The sequence below is a fragment of the Klebsiella sp. Q11 genome (assembly GCF_964241505.1).
Lineage (GTDB): Bacteria > Pseudomonadota > Gammaproteobacteria > Enterobacterales > Enterobacteriaceae > Klebsiella > Klebsiella michiganensis.
Genome location: NZ_CAXSXW010000001.1, coordinates 82,760 through 98,737, shown reverse-complemented (window position 1 = coordinate 98,737; position 15,978 = coordinate 82,760). Strand labels below are relative to the sequence as shown.

Sequence of the window (15,978 nt, the reverse complement as noted above, 5' to 3'; positions counted from 1 at the left end):
CCTTTCGCCCAAACCTCTGCGGCGAATCCCTTTCAGCGAAAAATGAAACGTTTTTCCAGACGGCAAAAGCCAGGCTTGATTACGATAAGATAATGCGTATAGTTCTCATTCTTCTTCTTGTTTGTGGTTTTATCAGGAGATAACCTGCGTACGTCGCGGGCTCACAGGGAAACGGCGAAGGCACTGGATGGGGCTCACAGGCGCAAGACCGGAAATGCGAATTTCGGCGGCGGAGTCACTATCGGATCGTTGATTTTGTTCAGGACTGATCTTATGAAACGCACTCTCCCGGCGCTGGCCGTCTCTGCCAACTTAAGCGGCTGCGCCGCACCGGCTTTCCCGCTGCGGAAAACGCTGCTGGCGTTAACCATTGGCGCAATCTCCCATTCGGCAACGGCGGCGGAAAACGTCGCCGAACGCCAGAAAAGCGAAGAAACGATGGTCGTTCAGGCCGCATCCGCCAGCGATTTTAAAGCCGGCGGCGATTTGATAGTGCCCGCCTATCTCGATGGTCAGATCGCCAACGGCGGCCGTCTCGGAATGCTCGGCGAACAAAACGCGATGGACGTTCCGTTTAGCATCATCGGCTATACCTCGAAGCTTATCGAGGATCAGCAGGCGAAAACCATCGCCGATGTGGTCAGCAACGATGCCGGAGTTCAGCCGGTGCAGGGCTACGGTAACTACGCCGAGACCTACCGCATTCGCGGCCTTAAATTTGACGGCGATGATATGACCCTGAGCGGGCTGGCGGGCGTGGTGCCGCGTCAGGTGGTGGATACCGCCATGCTTGAGCGGGTCGAAATTTTTAAAGGCGCCAACGCCCTGCTGAACGGTGCGGCCAGCTCCGGCGTCGGCGGGATGATCAACCTGGAGCCTAAGCGCGCGGAAGATACCCCGACCGCCCGCGTGGGCGTCGACTATACCTCGGATTCTCAGGTCGGCGGCACGCTGGATTTGGGCCGCCGCTTTGGCGACGACAACCAGTTCGGCGCGCGGGTGAATCTGGTGCACCGCGAAGGCGAGGCGGCGGTGGAGAGTGATAAGCGCAGAACCACGCTGGCCTCCATAGGGCTCGATTATCGCGGCGAACGGATGCGCAGCTCGTTTGACTTTGGCTATCAGAAAAAAACCTTCCACGGTAGCCCGATGGGCATCAACATTTCGGGCGTCGATTTTATTCCGCGCCTGCCGGATAACACCCACAACTACACGCAAAAATGGGCTTACAGCGATATCGAAAATGAGTTCGGTATGCTGAGAATGGAATACGACATTGTCGATAAATGGACCGCCTACGCCGCTCTGGGGGCGCAGCATGCCCATGAAATCGGTCTCTATAGCGCCTCGAAGCTGATTGACCGGGCGGGCAACGCCACGGCGGGGCGCCTGGACACCAACCGCTATATGGATACCGCCAGCGGCATGGCCGGGATACGCGGCGAATTCGCCACCGGTTTTGTGTCGCACAAGGTCAACGTCGGCTATTCGGCGAAAACCCAGAACGACAAAACCGCGTGGCGGATGTCGAAGGCGGCGGATAATCCGCTGGTGAATATCTACGATACCCGTCCGGTTGCGCCCCCGGCGAACGCATCATTCGGCGGCGACTATGGCGATCCGCTCACCAGCGGCCGCACCCGTTCCCAGAGCTGGCTGCTGAGCGACACCCTCGGCGTGCTGGACGATACGCTGCTGTTCACCGTCGGCGCCCGTCATCAAAAAGTGGTGGTGCGCAACTACGATAAAGTCACCGGCCTGCAAAGCGATGCGTATGACGACAGCCGCTGGATGCCGACCTATGGCGTGGTCTATAAGCCGTGGCAGGTTCTCTCTTTATACGCTAACCATACCGAAGCCCTGCAGCCGGGCAGCAATGCGCCAACCTCCGCCGCTAACTATGGGGAAAGCGTCGGAATTATTCACTCAAAACAAAACGAAGTCGGGATGAAGGCGGATTTTGGCCGCATTGGCGGCTCGCTGGCGCTGTTTGAAATTAAAATGCCGTCCGCCTTCCTGGATAGCCAGAAACGCTATGGCCTTAACGGCGAGCAGCGCAATCGCGGCGTGGAATTTAACGTTTTCGGCGAACCGCTGTACGGCCTGCGCCTTAACGCCAGCGCGACCTGGCTGAAAGCCGAACTGTCGAAAACCAAGGATGGCGTCAATGATGGTAAAACAGCCATCGGCGTACCGGGCTTCTACGCGGTGCTTGGCGCAGAGTATGACATCAAACCTATCGACGGCCTGACCGCCACCGCACGCCTCAATCACTCGGGTTCGCAGTATGCCGACCAGGCGAACAGCAAGAAGATTGATAGCTTCACGACCCTGGATCTCGGCGTGCGCTATCGTCTGGCGCTTAACGAGAACCAGAATCAGATGACGGTACGCGCAGGCGTCGATAACGTGACGGATGAGAACTACTGGTCCGGCGCGGACGACAGCGGAACCTATCTGTTCCGCGGCGAACCGCGCACGTTCAAGGTTTCGGTCGGCTACGAATTTTAAGGCAAAACCGCAGGAGCGGGCAGGGCGGCTCGCCGGTTGTAATAAATCAATGAATGTATAAAGCCAGGGCATCTGCGGCTTGAAGTATGACGATTTTATACCCTAAATAATTCGAGTTGCAGGAAGGCGGCGACGCAGGGAATCCCCAGGAGCTTACTCCAGTAAGTGACTGGGGTGAGCGAGAAAAGCCAACGCACATGCAGCTTGAAGTATGACGGGTATAAGTGTTAAAAGGTGCCCCTTCATATATACACACAGGGGAGCGACGTGAAAGACGCGTCAACATCGTCGGATGCCGTAGAGGAAAGCGGCCCGACGCTTCATCGCGGTTTACAGAACCGACATATTCAACTTATCGCCCTTGGCGGCGCCATCGGTACCGGCCTGTTTCTCGGCATCGGGCCGGCGATTCAAATGGCGGGACCGGCCGTACTGCTCGGCTATGCCGTCGCCGGGATAGTTGCCTTTCTGATCATGCGTCAGCTGGGCGAAATGGTCGTCGAAGAACCGGTTTCAGGCTCCTTTGCCCACTTTGCTTATAAATACTGGGGCCCGTTCGCCGGTTTTCTTTCCGGCTGGAACTACTGGGTGATGTTCGTGCTGGTCGGGATGGCGGAGCTGACCGCCGCCGGGATCTATATGCAGTACTGGCTGCCGGATGTGCCGACGTGGATCTGGGCCGCCGCGTTCTTCATCATTATCAACGCCGTAAACCTGGTGAACGTGCGCCTGTACGGCGAAGCGGAGTTCTGGTTCGCGCTGATTAAGGTGCTGGCGATTATCGGCATGATCGGCTTTGGCCTGTGGATGCTGTTCGGCGGCCACGGCGGCAGCAAGGCGGGAATCGATAACCTGTGGAAACACGGCGGTTTCTTCGCCACCGGCTGGCACGGCCTGATCGTGTCGCTGGCGGTGATCATGTTCTCCTTCGGCGGACTGGAGCTTATCGGCATTACCGCCGCGGAAGCGCAGAACCCGGAAAAGAGCATCCCGAAAGCGGTTAACCAGGTGGTATACCGTATTCTGCTGTTTTATATCGGTTCGCTGGTGGTTCTGCTGGCGCTCTATCCGTGGGTGGAAATCAAATCCGACAGCAGCCCGTTCGTGATGATCTTTCATAATCTCGACAGCAACGTGGTGGCTTCCGCGCTGAACTTCGTGATTCTGGTAGCGTCGCTGTCGGTTTATAACAGCGGCGTTTACTCAAATAGCCGGATGCTGTTCGGTCTGTCGGTGCAGGGCAATGCGCCGAAGTTTCTCGCCCGCGTCAGCAAGCGCGGCGTGCCGGTTAACTCCCTGCTGCTCTCGGGGATTATCACCTCGCTGGTGGTGCTGCTTAACTATCTGCTGCCGCAGAAAGCCCTCGGCCTGCTGATGGCGCTGGTGGTAGCGACGCTGCTGCTGAACTGGATTATGATCTGCCTGGCGCACCTTAAGTTCCGCGCCGCCCAGCGGCGCAAGGGGCGCGAGTCGAAGTTTAAAGCGCTGCTGTCGCCCGCCGGAAACTATATCTGTATCGCCTTTCTGGGGCTGATCCTGGTGCTGATGTGCACCATTGACGGGATGCGCCTGTCGGCGATTCTGCTGCCGGTGTGGATCCTGTTCCTGTTTGTGGCCTTTAAAACCCTGCGCCGTTCGGCGTAGCACGATCGCCCCGTCGTCCGGCGGGGCATTATCTCCTTTTATTGTGATCTTCTTCGCGCTTAGCGTGTTTTGCCCGCGATCTTCTTTTTGTAATCGATTACTTTTTATTTGAGCGTATTTGTAATCGATTACTTTTTGAGGGCGGTCGAAATGGTCACAACAACCGAAGGTCGTGAAAGTCCCCGCGTAGCCCACCGTTTTCTGGTGCCGCGGCTGTCGTTAATGATGTTTATGCAGTTCTTTATCTGGGGTAGCTGGTCGGTGACGCTGGGGCTGGTAATGACCCGCTATGAGATGTCGCTGCTGATCGGCGATGCTTTCTCCGCCGGGCCGATTGCGTCTATTCTCTCACCGTTTGTGCTGGGAATGCTGGTCGATCGCTTTTTCGCTTCGCAGAAGGTGATGGCGGTGATGCATCTGGCCGGGGCGGTTATTCTGTGGTTTGTTCCGCAGGCGCTGGTGGCGCAAAACGGCGCGCTGCTGATTGGCCTGCTGTTCGGCTACACCCTGTGCTATATGCCGACGCTGGCGCTGACCAACAACATCGCTTTCCACAGCCTGGCGAACGTTGATAAAACCTTTCCGGTGGTGCGCGTCTTCGGCACCATCGGCTGGATCATCGCCGGCATCTTCATCGGCGTCACCGGTATCTCCGATACCACCGGCATTTTTACCCTGGCGGCGCTCTGCTCGGCGGCGTTGGCCGTTTATAGCCTGACGCTACCGCACACGCCGGCGCCGGCGAAAGGGACGCCGGTCCAGTTTCGCGATCTGCTGTGTGCCGACGCTTTCGCGCTGCTGAAAACGCGCCACTTCCTGATTTTCTCCCTCTGCGCGACGCTGATTTCGATTCCGCTGGGGACCTACTACGCCTATACCGCCTCTTATCTGGCGGATGCCGGCATCGCGGACGTCAGCACCGCGATGTCGTTCGGTCAGATGTCAGAAATCTTCTTTATGCTGGTGATCCCGCTGCTGTTCCGCCGCCTCGGGGTGAAATACATGCTGCTGATCGGCATGGCGGCGTGGTTCGTGCGCTACGCCTTCTTTGCGCTGGGGGTCAGCGAAGAGGGGCGCTTCCTGCTCTATCTCGGCATCCTGCTGCACGGCGTGTGCTATGACTTTTTCTTTGTTGTGGGCTTTATCTATACCGACCGCGTGGCCGGTGAAAAAGTGAAGGGCCAGGCGCAAAGCATGATCGTGATGTTCACCTACGGTATCGGCATGCTGCTGGGGTCGCAGATCTCCGGCGCGCTGTACAACCATCTGGTGGCAGGCCAGAGCGTACCGCAGGCGTGGGTGACCTTCTGGTGGATCCCGGCGGTGGCCGCTGCGGTTATCGCGCTGATTTTCCTTTTCTCTTTCCATTACAACGAGAAAGAGCAGCGTTAATTTTTCAGGAGGTGGTATGAAAACAATCAAAGGACCGGGCATTTTTCTGGCGCAGTTTATCGGCGCGCAGGCGCCGTTTAATACCCTGGAGGGCCTGGCGCAGTGGGCCGCCGGTTTGGGCTATCAGGCACTGCAGATCCCCTGCAACCATCCGGCGATTTTCGACGTTGAACGCGCCGCCGCGAGCCAGACCTACTGCGATGAGGTGAGCGGCATCCTGGCGGAACAGGGGCTGGCGATCGGCGAGCTGTCCACCCATCTTGAGGGGCAGCTGGTGGCCGTTCATCCGGCTTATGATAAGGCCTTTGACGCGTTTTCGCCCGCCGCGCTGCGCGGTAACCCGCGGGCGCGCCAGCAGTGGGCGGTAGAGAAAGTGCGCCAGGCGGCGGTGGCCTCGGCGCGTCTGGGGCTAAAGGCGCATGCCACCTTTTCCGGGGCGCTGGCGTGGCCTTATTTTTATCCGTGGCCGCCGCATAATCAGCCGCTTCTCGATGAGGCCTTTGATGAACTGGCCCGGCGCTGGCGACCGCTGCTGGACGTTTTTGACGAGCAGGGCGTGGATGTCTGCTACGAAATCCATCCCGGCGAAGACCTGCATGATGGCGTGACCTTTGAGCGTTTTCTGCAGCGGGTCGATAACCATCCGCGCTGCAATATGCTCTATGACCCCAGCCACCTTCATCTTCAGCAGATGGACTACCTGGCGTATATCGATATCTATCATTCGCGAATCAAAGCGTTTCACGTCAAGGACGCCGAATTCCGCCGCGACGGGCGCTGCGGGGTCTACGGCGGCTATCAGAACTGGCAGCAGCGGGCGGGGCGTTTTCGTTCGCTGGGCGACGGGCAGATCGATTTCAAAACGATTTTCAGCAAGCTCACCGAGTATGATTTTGACGGCTGGGCGGTGCTGGAGTGGGAGTGCTGCCTGAAGGACGCGGAGGTCGGCGCGCGCGAAGGCAGCGAGTTTATCCGCCGCCATATCATCCCGGTCTCCGGGCGGGCGTTTGACGATTTCGCCGCAGGCAAGGAGGGAGGAGAATGATTCAGGTCGGCATTATTGGCTCCGGGTTTATCGGGCCGGCGCATCTGGAAGCGCTGCGCCGGGTGGGCGACATCGAGGTGGTGGCGCTGTGCGACGGTTCGCTGGAGATGGCGCAGCAGAAGGCGCGCCAGCTCAACGTGGCGCACGCCTACGGTAGCGTTGAGGCGCTGCTGGCGCATCCCGGGCTACAGGTGGTGCATAACTGTACGCCGAACCATCTGCATGCGCGGATTAACCGACAGATCCTCTCCGCCGGACTGCACGTCTTTTCGGAAAAGCCTCTCTGCATGACCGCGGAGGAGGCCCGTGAGCTGGTGGCGCTGGCGGAAAGCGCCGGGGTGATTCATGGCGTCAGCTTTGTTTATCGCCAGTTTGCCATGGTGCAGCAGGCGGCGGCGATGATGCGCAACGGCGATGTCGGGAGGCTGTTTGCGGTGCACGGCAGCTATTTGCAGGACTGGATGCTGCTGGAGACCGACTATAACTGGCGGGTGGATTCGGCGCAGGGCGGGGCCTCGCGGGCGATGGCCGACATTGGTTCCCACTGGTGCGATACGGTGCAGTTTATGACCGGCCGACGCATTGTGGAGGTGATGGCGGACCTCTCCATCGTCTGGCCGACGCGCCAGGCGCCCGTGGCCGGCGACGCGACGTTCAGCCAGCATCGCGATGATATCGCGTATGAAGCGCGGCCCGTCGATACCGAAGATTTGGGGTCGGTCCTGTTTCGCTTCGACGATGGCAGCAAAGGGAGCTTTATCGTTTCGCAGGTCAGCGCCGGGAGAAAAAACGGCCTGACGGTGGAGATCGGCGGCAGCCGCTGTTCGCTGGCCTGGGATCAGGAAATGCCACAGCGGCTGTGGATTGGACATCGCCAGGGGCCAAACCAGCTGCTGAGCGACGATCCGAGCCTGATGCTCGGCGAGGCCGCCGCCAGCGCCCACTTCCCCGGCGGGCATAATGAAGGCTGGCCCGATGCGTTTAAAAATATGATGCTGAGCTTTTATCAGGCAGTGCGCACCGGTGAGATGCCGCCGGCATCGTCACGGCGTTTCGCCTCATTCTACGAGGGGGCGGATGTGATGTACATCATTGCGGCGATAGTGAAAAGCCATCAGCAGCAGCGCTGGGTGAAGGTGGAAAGATAAGCCGAAGGCGCGGTGCGCATTTCGCGCACCCGCTGGGTTATTTCACGCCAAAATAGCCGTCGAGATACGTTCCGGCCAGTTCATTACCGAACAGCACGGCGTCTTTATTTTCCATTTCGTTATCCCATTTATCGCTGACGTTGCCGGTAAATGCGTGCTGGGTTTTTGTGCCCTCTGCCACCTGCTGCCTGATTGCGTCGGCGGTACGGCGGGCGTCGCTTTCGCTCATCCCCGACTTTCTGTCCTGCTGGCCGCGGGCATAGATGTCGGTAAAGTTCGGCAGATTTAAGCGGTAGTTTTCCTGACGGTTACTAACGAAGTTACCGCCGACGAAATCGCTGCGGTGTGAGACAAAATAGTAAGCGTGGCGTTCCGGAGAAGATTTTGAGGAGGTACAGCCGGAAAGGGCGGCAAGCGAACAGCCGAGCGCGATAAGCGCTATTTTTAGTTTCATTGATATCATCATCCATAATTATTAGAACAGGTACACCGATCATTCGGCTACAGAACAAAACGGCTAATTATGTCTGTACGGTAGCACCTGAAGACCCATGAATCCAAGGGTCTTCAGGCAGCATTTTTTAGATCTGCGCCAGCCCGCCATCAACGTAGATTTCAGCGGCGTTAATAAAGCTCGCGTCGTCTGAGGCCAGGAAAGCTACCGTTTTAGCCACTTCTTCCGGCTCGCCAATGCGGCCCAGCGGGACGTCGGCGGCCAGCATATCGAAGAGCCCCTGACGCTGCTCTTCCGTGACAAGTCCCCCCAGACCGGGCGTACGGACGGGCCCCGGGCTGACCACATTCACGCGGATACCGCGCGCCTTCAGGTCCAGCGCCCATGAGCGGGCCAGGTTACGCACGGCGGCCTTACTGGCGCTGTACACGCTGAAGTTCGCGGTGCCTTTCACCGCCGCCGTCGAGCCGGTAAGGATGATGGAAGCCCCCTGGGTCAACAGCGGCAAGGCCTTCTGGACGGTGAACAGTACGCCGCGCACGTTGGTAGCGAAAATGCGATCGAAGTGCTCTTCCGTTATGGCGCCCAGCGGCATCATATCGCCGCCGCCCGCATTGGCAAAAAGCACATCCAGTCGCCCTGATTCGCTGGCAATGGTCGAAAACACCCTATCGAGGTCGCTTAATATCGAGGCATCGGCGCGGATCCCGCTGGCGGCGGGACCGATTAACGCGACCGCCGCGTCAAGCTCTTCCTGACGGCGGCCGGTGATATAGACCGTCGCTCCCTGCGAGGCCAGCTCCCGGGCTGATGCCAGGCCGATGCCCGAGGTGCCGCCGGTGACTAACGCGATTTTTGCCGAAAGTTTTTTACTCATGGTGCACTTCCTTAACTAAAGTATGAATATGCCAATTGAGTCATCCACTTACCGTGACCACCTGGCGACTGAGTACGGGAGTCACTCTACCGTCAGCCACGGATGCAAAAAACGGAGTAATGTGAAAAACACTCTTCACACCGGTGAATAATCAGCGGCTATTATCAGGAAAAATGAATAATGGATCGGTTTTCAGCCCTTAAAGTTTTTACGCGCGTTGTCGAAGCCAACAGTTTTACCCGGGCCGCAGACTCCCTGAATATGCCCAACGCCACCCTCAGTAAAGCCATTCAACAGCTTGAATCGCATCTGGGCGTGTGCCTGCTGCAGCGCACGACCCGACGCATTACCGTCACGCCGGAAGGGCGTGAATACTATGAAAAAGCGGTGCGGATTCTGAAAGAGCTGGACGAGATTGATGCCTCATTTCGCGCTTCCCGCAATAAGCCAAAGGGCCACCTGCGCGTCGCGGTAGGCGGTTCCACCGCTCGCGACGTGCTGATCCCGCTGCTGGCTGATTTTATGACGACCTATCCGGATATCCGCATCGATCTGGCGGTCGCTGACAGCCCCTCGGACCTTATCAGCGGCAATATCGACTGCGCGATTAGAGGAGGGCCGCTGGACGACTCGACGCTGATCGCGCGCAAAATCGGCGAAGCAACGATTGTGACCTGCGCTACGCCGGGCTATTTCAGGCTTTATGGTGTTCCCGCGTATCCCGATGAGCTGAAGAACGGACATCGGTTGGTCAGCTATTTGTCTCCCGCCAGCGGAAGAGCCTTTCCGTTCCGCTTTCTGGATAACGGTATGGCTCAAGAGATCAAAACGGAACATCACCTTGGCGTAAATGAGAGCAACGCGCATATCGCGGCTGCGGAGGCTGGGCTGGGTATTGTGCAGACCTTCTCATATTCGTTGAGAAATGCGCTGGTGAACGGAACACTGGTGGAAATACTCAGCAAATGGCGCCCGGCCCCTTATCCCTTCCACGTGGTTTATGCGCAAAATCGCCACGTCACATCCCGGCTACGCGTATTTATCGACTGGCTGGCGGAAGCATTTCCGGCGGCGGCGAGTGGGCTACTGCTCACAGGAACCAGAGAATGACGATTGCCTGCGAATATTATGCATCGCGTGATGATAAATTAAGTCACAAAATTATATGCTCGCTTCGAGTAAGGGAATCAGGCAGCGATGTTTTGCTATATATGATATAGTTAAATTATATGATGGTTCTATTAAAATATTTAATGAAAGGTGTTAACGTTATTTTTCCGAAGGTCTGGAATTATAAATTAGTCTTTTGTTTTCTATGGTTATAGTAAATATAATAGCGGCAATAATTTTTGTTTATAGTATGTTTGATATTCCATATGTATCTTTTTGAAAATATTTTTAGCCACTCAAGAGGTAAGCGTAATGCCGGCAGGTAACCATGAGATTAAATGTATGGCGTGTGGTTTAAACTGCCTTATTGAAGCGGAAGATAAAATGGAGCGATCCCTTTGCGGAGAGAGGAAGTTTTCTGTATGGCCAGATAAAAACTATTTTTTTAAGCGAGCGGTTAATGATTTGGTTTTTCGTGAAATTACCTGTTTTCTGCCTGAAGGAATGGTGGTAGTGGATTTCTCCCTCGACAATATTTTGTATTTTCTGCATGAGGAGTGGGCTGAAAAACTGCAGGAGACCGGGCTGAAAGTTATTTTACTCGCGGATAAGAGCATGCTGCCCATGGCTAATTTTTGGATGCTGCGCTCCGGATTATTATGGTCGGTGGTGGAAGTCAACGATAGCTTAAGCAGCTTAATCAAGAAAATAAAACGCATCATGCTGGGGCGAAATCTTCGCTGCCGGCGCACACCGTCGCTGACGGAGCATGAAATGAAGACGCTGCGCCTGCTGGCGGACGGGCATTCCAGTCAGGATATCGCCCGCATCATGGCGCGCGATACCCGCAGCGTCTACCGCTTTCAATACTCTTTATGCAAGAAGTTCGGCGGACTCAATCGCCTGCGCGAGCTGCGCTTCAGGCATAACATACCCGCTCTGGATCGGCAGTGATTAGTCAGAGGCATCGGTAAAGCAGCTGCTTCCTAAGCGATGGTATTTACCCAGTGCGACAATAAATTTTTTATTACCGTATTGAGCCTTAGGATCTTTCCAGCTTTCCCCTGGCAGCATGTAAAATTGCGTCGAACTTTCATCATCACCATTGCATCCTTTCTGGATAACAACTCTAAAAAAGGTGTTACCGGTATTTTTAATAGTGCCTGTTTCTTCGTTTATCTCATACTTGAACTGCGTTTTACGCGGGCGCACGATGAGAATGGTGCTCATAGACACTGAGGGAACGACATCCATTTGTTTCTGATCCTGACGCCAGGGGAAAATCGTAACCGGGGTTTCCTTAAAAATTACCCGATAATATCTCTCAACGGCATCTTTAGGCCCGCGATAATAGAGTTTAAAATATTCCTGGCCATTGGCCTGTACCGTGAACTTCAGCGGCGACCAGACCAGATCTTTATCCTGGCCTGGAACGGGTCTTTCATCTCCGCTGCCCGGTCGGGAGATTTTATAAGCCGATATGGTATACAAATTGTTGTTTTTTGTATCATTGACTATTGGCCGGGAGATAAAATCTTTACTGGCATCCATATCATAGATAATAGAGTCAAAGTACACCGCAGACGCGGGCGGCATCCACAGCCCGCATAATCCGATGACAAGGATTTTTTTCATCATACCCCCCGATCGACGCCAATCCAGGTGGCGGTCACTTTCACATCTCCGGTAGCGTTGACGACACCCATCCAGTCATGGCCATTGGTGGTGAACTGTGAATGCGGGTCATCCATCGGAAACAGCAGTTTCAGCGTGGTGGTAAAAAAGAAACCATCGTTAACGTTGGCGTTCCAGGCCGTCTGAACCCAGGCTGCATTGGTCATATCGACAGGATCTTCACCGCAGCTGTTGCGGACTTTTACCGCTTTACCGGTAGCTGACGTCCATTCGAGGTAGGCCGGGACGGGCACTTTTAGCGTCTCGTCCGCTGAGGTAAACAGGCAGTACGGCAGACCATACATGTTGATGGAGTCGCCGATTACCTGGGCGGTGATGCTATCGGCCTGACGCGATGCGGAGGTGGTGACTTTATACTCAAAGGTGATGGGCTCTTCGCTACCGATCTTGCCGGATGCTTGTGGATGCGAATGCCCGTCGCTGGCGACAATGCTGATGCCGTATTCCCGCGGGATGAGGTTAATTAATGTTGATGGCGTGAACTGATAATAACCCGATTGTGTGGTGACGGCGTTATCAAAATAGAAGGTAAACAGAGAATCCTTGTTGGTTAAATCCGTTCCCGCCTTGAGGACTTTTTGGAAAAAGGCGTTGGACAGGAACACGTAGACGTAGTTACCTGACGGTGTGAAAACCTGGTTATAGTCGACGGTAGTGCTACTGTAGTTGTACCAGGTTGCCCCATCACCGCTGAACCTTACTTCCGATGCGGAAGGAGAGAATCCCAACATTGCCGTATCAATGAGCATCCGGATATCAAGGCTGGAGGTGAGTACTTTGGTCTCCTGTAAATTGTAAGACACCATTTTACAGATGATTCCCGAAGCGCTCGTCAAACCGCTCCCTACCACGCCCATCTGGCATAAATCAGAGCCGAGGTTAACGCTTGGCGTACCGTCGCTGGCAATCCACACTTCTGCCATAGCACCGGTACTGTTTAACTTCAGATGCGAGACCTTTTCGAGGTTGAACGTGTAGTAGCGCCATGTTCCCCCGCTGGGGAGATCTTTACAGCGAACGCCGGAGGCAAAGTCATAATCGGTATTGGTATTCATGTAGCAAAGATTAAGCTGCAAAGAATCGATGGTCCCCACCGGCCGATCGCGAAAATACTCATAGGCCGACTGGCTCAGCGCGCCGGCGCCGTAATAACCGTTTGCTACGGTGTTGCCGGACATCGCGTGATAGTAGCCGTCTTTATCGATGACATCGGGAGAAATATAGCCAGACGCCGGGCAGTTTGCGCCCGTAGACATGCAGCGGATCCCGAGAAACGGCTGGTTAATGGGCGAATTCTCGATCCACAGGTCGAAGTAGCGGTTGGCGTAAGCCCAGCCTACGTAGGTTATATACCCCAGGCTACGCTGGTTAGTCGGATATTTTGTCCAGACGTTGGCTCCAGTGAAGCGCGGGTCGAGGGAGCTGGTGGTGATGAAATATTCGTCATCGACATCATTGTCGATAAACATATAGGAGTTGCTGCCGCTTCCGCTGTTGCTGGGGGTGAGCGCCATAGCCGGCGCAGCCAGCAGCCAGCCGGCCAGCAGCATGATGCTCTGGGGTTTAATAGACATTCTTAACATCTCCAGTCACTGATGCCGTTTGTTGTTGGATCTCACAAGGAATCTCCCCGACCCACACGGCGCCTTTCGCTTCATTCAGATCCAGATCCACTTCGCAAATGCCGCCGAATTTATCGACCAGGGTAATCACTGGATAACGCTTATCGACGTCCATGGCGAACTCACCGAGTTCGTCGGTTCGGGTTTTACCAATGTGGTTATGAATATCGGCGTTGGCGTAGTAACCGCCGCGACGGTCTTTCACCCGGCCAAATACGGTGACCAGCTGTTTGACTTCCGGATTAATCACGCTGACGTTGCCCGGATAGAGCACGACTTTGCTGCGGCGGTCGGTCACGATGTCGACGCTGTCTTCTGAGTTTTTGTCGTTCATCAACTCCACCTTATATTCCGCGTAAGGCGGAAGGCTGATGAAGTTGCTTTTGCCGGTGAGGGGATAGCTTTGACCGTTGATCTGCGCCATCATCCGGCCCTTGCCGCTGAAATTGGTGTTGACCACCAGGCCTGCGGTTTGGGTACCTTTTCCGGCATAGATATTTTTTTGCGTCCAGGCCACGCTGCCCTGTGAGCTCAGGCTGTAGTTTGAGCTGTGCTGCGATGAGCGGCTGACGGAGACGGTGCCGGCGTTATATTTGGTGTCATAGCTGACGTAACCATTGGTTGCGTAATCGTCGGCGCGATAGCTGCTATCGTCATTTTTATTCTGTTTAATTTGTTTCGAAACCGATGCCCCCACCTGGGTAATGGCGCTGTTGTCGAAGCTCTTTCGCAGCGTGGCGTTAGCCAGCATATTACCGTTCTGGCTGGACACTCCGGTGCTAAGCCAGGTAGAGAAGGGGATAGAGATATCAATATTGACGTACTTATCGCGCAGATTTTCGTGGTTGTTGTACTGATAATTCTGAATACCGGCGCGCAGAGAAATCGTCGCATAGCGATTGGCTAACAGCGATTGATCGTAATCGACGTTGGTATAGGTGCTTCCGGTATATTTATTATTGGTTCGGCTGACGCTCAGCGTACCGAGGAACGGCGCTATTTTGCGCAGGTTAGCGTTAGCGCCTACTGTAAAGTAGTCGTTCTGCTGCATGGGCAGCGCGTTACCGATAGAACCATACTGGCGCGACCCCCACAGGCTGCCGTACCCATCCGGTAAACTCATATTGAAGGTGGAGGTACTCTGCCAGCTGCCGTCGGTAGCGAGCAGACCCTGCTGGTTAAAGCTGAACGAGTTGTTGAAAATAACGTTCGCTTCCGTTTCATTGACGCCGTTATTGTCAAAACCGTAGAGCGTGGTTTTCAGATTCACGCCGGAAAGCCAGGGTTGGCTGGTTGCAGCGGCGACCCCGGCAATCCACGTATTCCGTGTGCCATAATTGATGTTGTAGTTGTGGCGATAGTCCATCTTGTTGTATTCGAGGCTGCCCGCGAAGGTTTGCCATGAGAGATCGCCGGTGACGCTCGATTTTCGGGCGAACGTTTTATTGATGTTCGCCGTCCGACTGCTGACCACGCGCCCGTTAACGACCACCTGTATGTCAACGTTGTAGATGCCAAACGGCAGGCGCGACGTATCCAGTTCGTAGCTGCCCATGGAGAAGTTTTGAATGCTGAGTAGTTTACCGTCACGGTAAACGTGCACTTCACCGGCGGCCGGCAGGAACACCGTTACGGGCACCAGAGCAAGCGTGTTGTCTTGCGTTTGTGAACTGCTTTTATTGCCATAGCTAATGCCGTAAATGCGGCTGGAGTTCAGGGCGCTCATGCTGGCGATCGATTGCAGATTCCAGGTATCCACCATCCCCATCGCCAGGCGGCGCCCCTGATAGTCACGTTCGTACATCGAGCGATACAGTTTGCTCTGCTGGTTGCTGGTACCAATACCGTACAGGGAACCGTTGAAGTTCAGATGGTGCTCGCGCAGCGACCAGGTATTGTCCAGCGTCAGGTAGCTACTTGCGCTATCGGTATTCTCATATTTGTTGTAATAGCTTCCCATGGAGTAATTCAGTACGCTGGAGAGGTCCTGCGCAGTGGATTCTCCAAGTACGTTGGTACGCGGCAAAATAGCGGCCTGCATGGCCTCCCGGTTAACCGTTAATTCAAGATAAAATGAACGCGTATCGAGTGATAGCGAGGCGTCTTTGTTGATATAAACGCGCTGACCGTCGCCGATGCTTTTGTCCTGCATCTCGTTAATCAGCGATTTTATTTGTGGCGATAATTCAGTTCGCTCAGGGAGATCGCTGAGGGTGATCTGATTCAGGCGAAACTCATTATCCTTGATGGTAAGGATGGCATCAGCGATTTTTTGCTGGCTGCGTTGGGTACTATTATCGCCTTCATAACGAATAAAAACAGGGACCGACATGCCCTGATATAACGCGTTAGCAAATACCGAAGGAATAATATAGTTACTGACTTTAACTGGCGCTGTAGCATTAGCTGCCCAACCCTGGTTTACCGTAAGCAATAACCCAGCGAACAACGTCCCTTTGACATAACCAAGATTATCCATA

Annotated in this window: 11 protein-coding genes and 1 pseudogene; 7 read left to right on the top strand and 5 right to left on the bottom strand. The window is 55.1% G+C overall.

Features of this window, described 5'->3' with window-relative positions; genetic code table 11:
* Positions 1-273: 273 nt before the first annotated feature.
* The 5 genes from ACESQ2_RS00405 to ACESQ2_RS00385 all read left to right on the top strand — a co-directional run bounded on the left by ACESQ2_RS00405 (position 274) and on the right by ACESQ2_RS00385 (position 7,740).
* Positions 274-2,511, top strand: a complete 2,238-nt coding sequence (locus ACESQ2_RS00405) for a TonB-dependent receptor (protein WP_373170088.1) — start codon at positions 274-276, stop codon at positions 2,509-2,511.
* 267 nt (positions 2,512-2,778) lie between these two features.
* Positions 2,779-4,155 (top strand): phenylalanine transporter, encoded by a 1,377-nt coding sequence (gene pheP / locus ACESQ2_RS00400; RefSeq protein ID WP_048261542.1) that lies wholly within the window; start codon positions 2,779-2,781, stop codon positions 4,153-4,155.
* 150 nt (positions 4,156-4,305) lie between these two features.
* On the top strand, positions 4,306-5,547 hold the full coding sequence (locus tag ACESQ2_RS00395) for an MFS transporter (RefSeq protein WP_025107089.1): 1,242 nt from the start codon (positions 4,306-4,308) through the stop codon (positions 5,545-5,547).
* 16 nt (positions 5,548-5,563) lie between these two features.
* Positions 5,564-6,592, top strand: coding sequence for a sugar phosphate isomerase/epimerase family protein (locus ACESQ2_RS00390; protein ID WP_373170087.1), 1,029 nt, complete (start codon positions 5,564-5,566; stop codon positions 6,590-6,592).
* Positions 6,589-7,740: a Gfo/Idh/MocA family protein gene (locus tag ACESQ2_RS00385; protein WP_025107087.1), complete on the top strand. Its 1,152-nt coding sequence runs from the start codon at positions 6,589-6,591 to the stop codon at positions 7,738-7,740. The genes ACESQ2_RS00390 and ACESQ2_RS00385 overlap by 4 nt, the downstream gene beginning before the upstream one ends.
* 37 nt (positions 7,741-7,777) lie before the next feature.
* On the opposite strand, the gene ACESQ2_RS00380 is transcribed toward ACESQ2_RS00385, so the two are convergent.
* Both ACESQ2_RS00380 and ACESQ2_RS00375 read right to left on the bottom strand, forming a co-directional pair.
* The gene (locus tag ACESQ2_RS00380) at positions 7,778-8,194 is read right to left on the bottom strand and encodes an Exc2 family lipoprotein (RefSeq protein ID WP_032748557.1); all 417 of its coding nucleotides are present in this window, start codon (positions 8,192-8,194) and stop codon (positions 7,778-7,780) included.
* Positions 8,195-8,321: 127 nt separating this feature from the next.
* Positions 8,322-9,071 (bottom strand): SDR family NAD(P)-dependent oxidoreductase, encoded by a 750-nt coding sequence (locus ACESQ2_RS00375; RefSeq protein ID WP_049101474.1) that lies wholly within the window; start codon positions 9,069-9,071, stop codon positions 8,322-8,324.
* 180 nt (positions 9,072-9,251) lie between these two features.
* Here ACESQ2_RS00375 and ACESQ2_RS00370 point away from each other — a divergent pair, with 180 nt between their 5' ends.
* Positions 9,252-10,181, top strand: coding sequence for a LysR family transcriptional regulator (locus tag ACESQ2_RS00370; protein ID WP_373170086.1), 930 nt, complete (start codon positions 9,252-9,254; stop codon positions 10,179-10,181).
* 250 nt (positions 10,182-10,431) lie between these two features.
* A pseudogene (locus ACESQ2_RS00365) lies at positions 10,432-11,135 on the top strand (helix-turn-helix transcriptional regulator).
* Here the strand turns inward: ACESQ2_RS00365 and ACESQ2_RS00360 are convergent.
* The 3 genes from ACESQ2_RS00360 to ACESQ2_RS00350 are packed head-to-tail and all read right to left on the bottom strand — an operon-like array spanning position 11,136 to position 15,977.
* Positions 11,136-11,819 carry a fimbria/pilus periplasmic chaperone gene (locus tag ACESQ2_RS00360; RefSeq protein WP_025107085.1) on the bottom strand — a complete coding sequence of 228 codons (684 nt, stop codon included), beginning with the start codon at positions 11,817-11,819 and terminating at the stop codon, positions 11,136-11,138.
* Positions 11,816-13,450, bottom strand: a complete 1,635-nt coding sequence (locus ACESQ2_RS00355; protein ID WP_064405474.1) for a hypothetical protein — start codon at positions 13,448-13,450, stop codon at positions 11,816-11,818. Before ACESQ2_RS00355 ends, ACESQ2_RS00360 begins: the two co-directional genes overlap by 4 nt.
* Entirely contained in the window at positions 13,440-15,977 is a 2,538-nt protein-coding gene (locus ACESQ2_RS00350; RefSeq protein ID WP_049069464.1) for a TcfC E-set like domain-containing protein, read from the bottom strand. The genes ACESQ2_RS00355 and ACESQ2_RS00350 overlap by 11 nt, the downstream gene beginning before the upstream one ends.
* Between the last annotated feature and the right edge of the window lies 1 nt (position 15,978).

Excerpts from the sequence above, each read along its gene's own strand:
- ACESQ2_RS00370 (WP_373170086.1), top strand. The coding sequence starts at position 9,252 with ATGGATCGGTTTTCAGCCCTTAAAGTTTTTACGCGCGTTGTCGAAGCC.
- ACESQ2_RS00405 (WP_373170088.1), top strand. The coding sequence starts at position 274 with ATGAAACGCACTCTCCCGGCGCTGGCCGTCTCTGCCAACTTAAGCGGC.
- ACESQ2_RS00375 (WP_049101474.1), bottom strand. The coding sequence starts at position 9,071 with ATGAGTAAAAAACTTTCGGCAAAAATCGCGTTAGTCACCGGCGGCACC.
- ACESQ2_RS00390 (WP_373170087.1), top strand. The coding sequence starts at position 5,564 with ATGAAAACAATCAAAGGACCGGGCATTTTTCTGGCGCAGTTTATCGGC.
- ACESQ2_RS00350 (WP_049069464.1), bottom strand. The coding sequence starts at position 15,977 with ATGGATAATCTTGGTTATGTCAAAGGGACGTTGTTCGCTGGGTTATTG.
- ACESQ2_RS00355 (WP_064405474.1), bottom strand. The coding sequence starts at position 13,450 with ATGTCTATTAAACCCCAGAGCATCATGCTGCTGGCCGGCTGGCTGCTG.
- ACESQ2_RS00360 (WP_025107085.1), bottom strand. The coding sequence starts at position 11,819 with ATGATGAAAAAAATCCTTGTCATCGGATTATGCGGGCTGTGGATGCCG.
- ACESQ2_RS00380 (WP_032748557.1), bottom strand. The coding sequence starts at position 8,194 with ATGAAACTAAAAATAGCGCTTATCGCGCTCGGCTGTTCGCTTGCCGCC.
- ACESQ2_RS00395 (WP_025107089.1), top strand. The coding sequence starts at position 4,306 with ATGGTCACAACAACCGAAGGTCGTGAAAGTCCCCGCGTAGCCCACCGT.
- ACESQ2_RS00385 (WP_025107087.1), top strand. The coding sequence starts at position 6,589 with ATGATTCAGGTCGGCATTATTGGCTCCGGGTTTATCGGGCCGGCGCAT.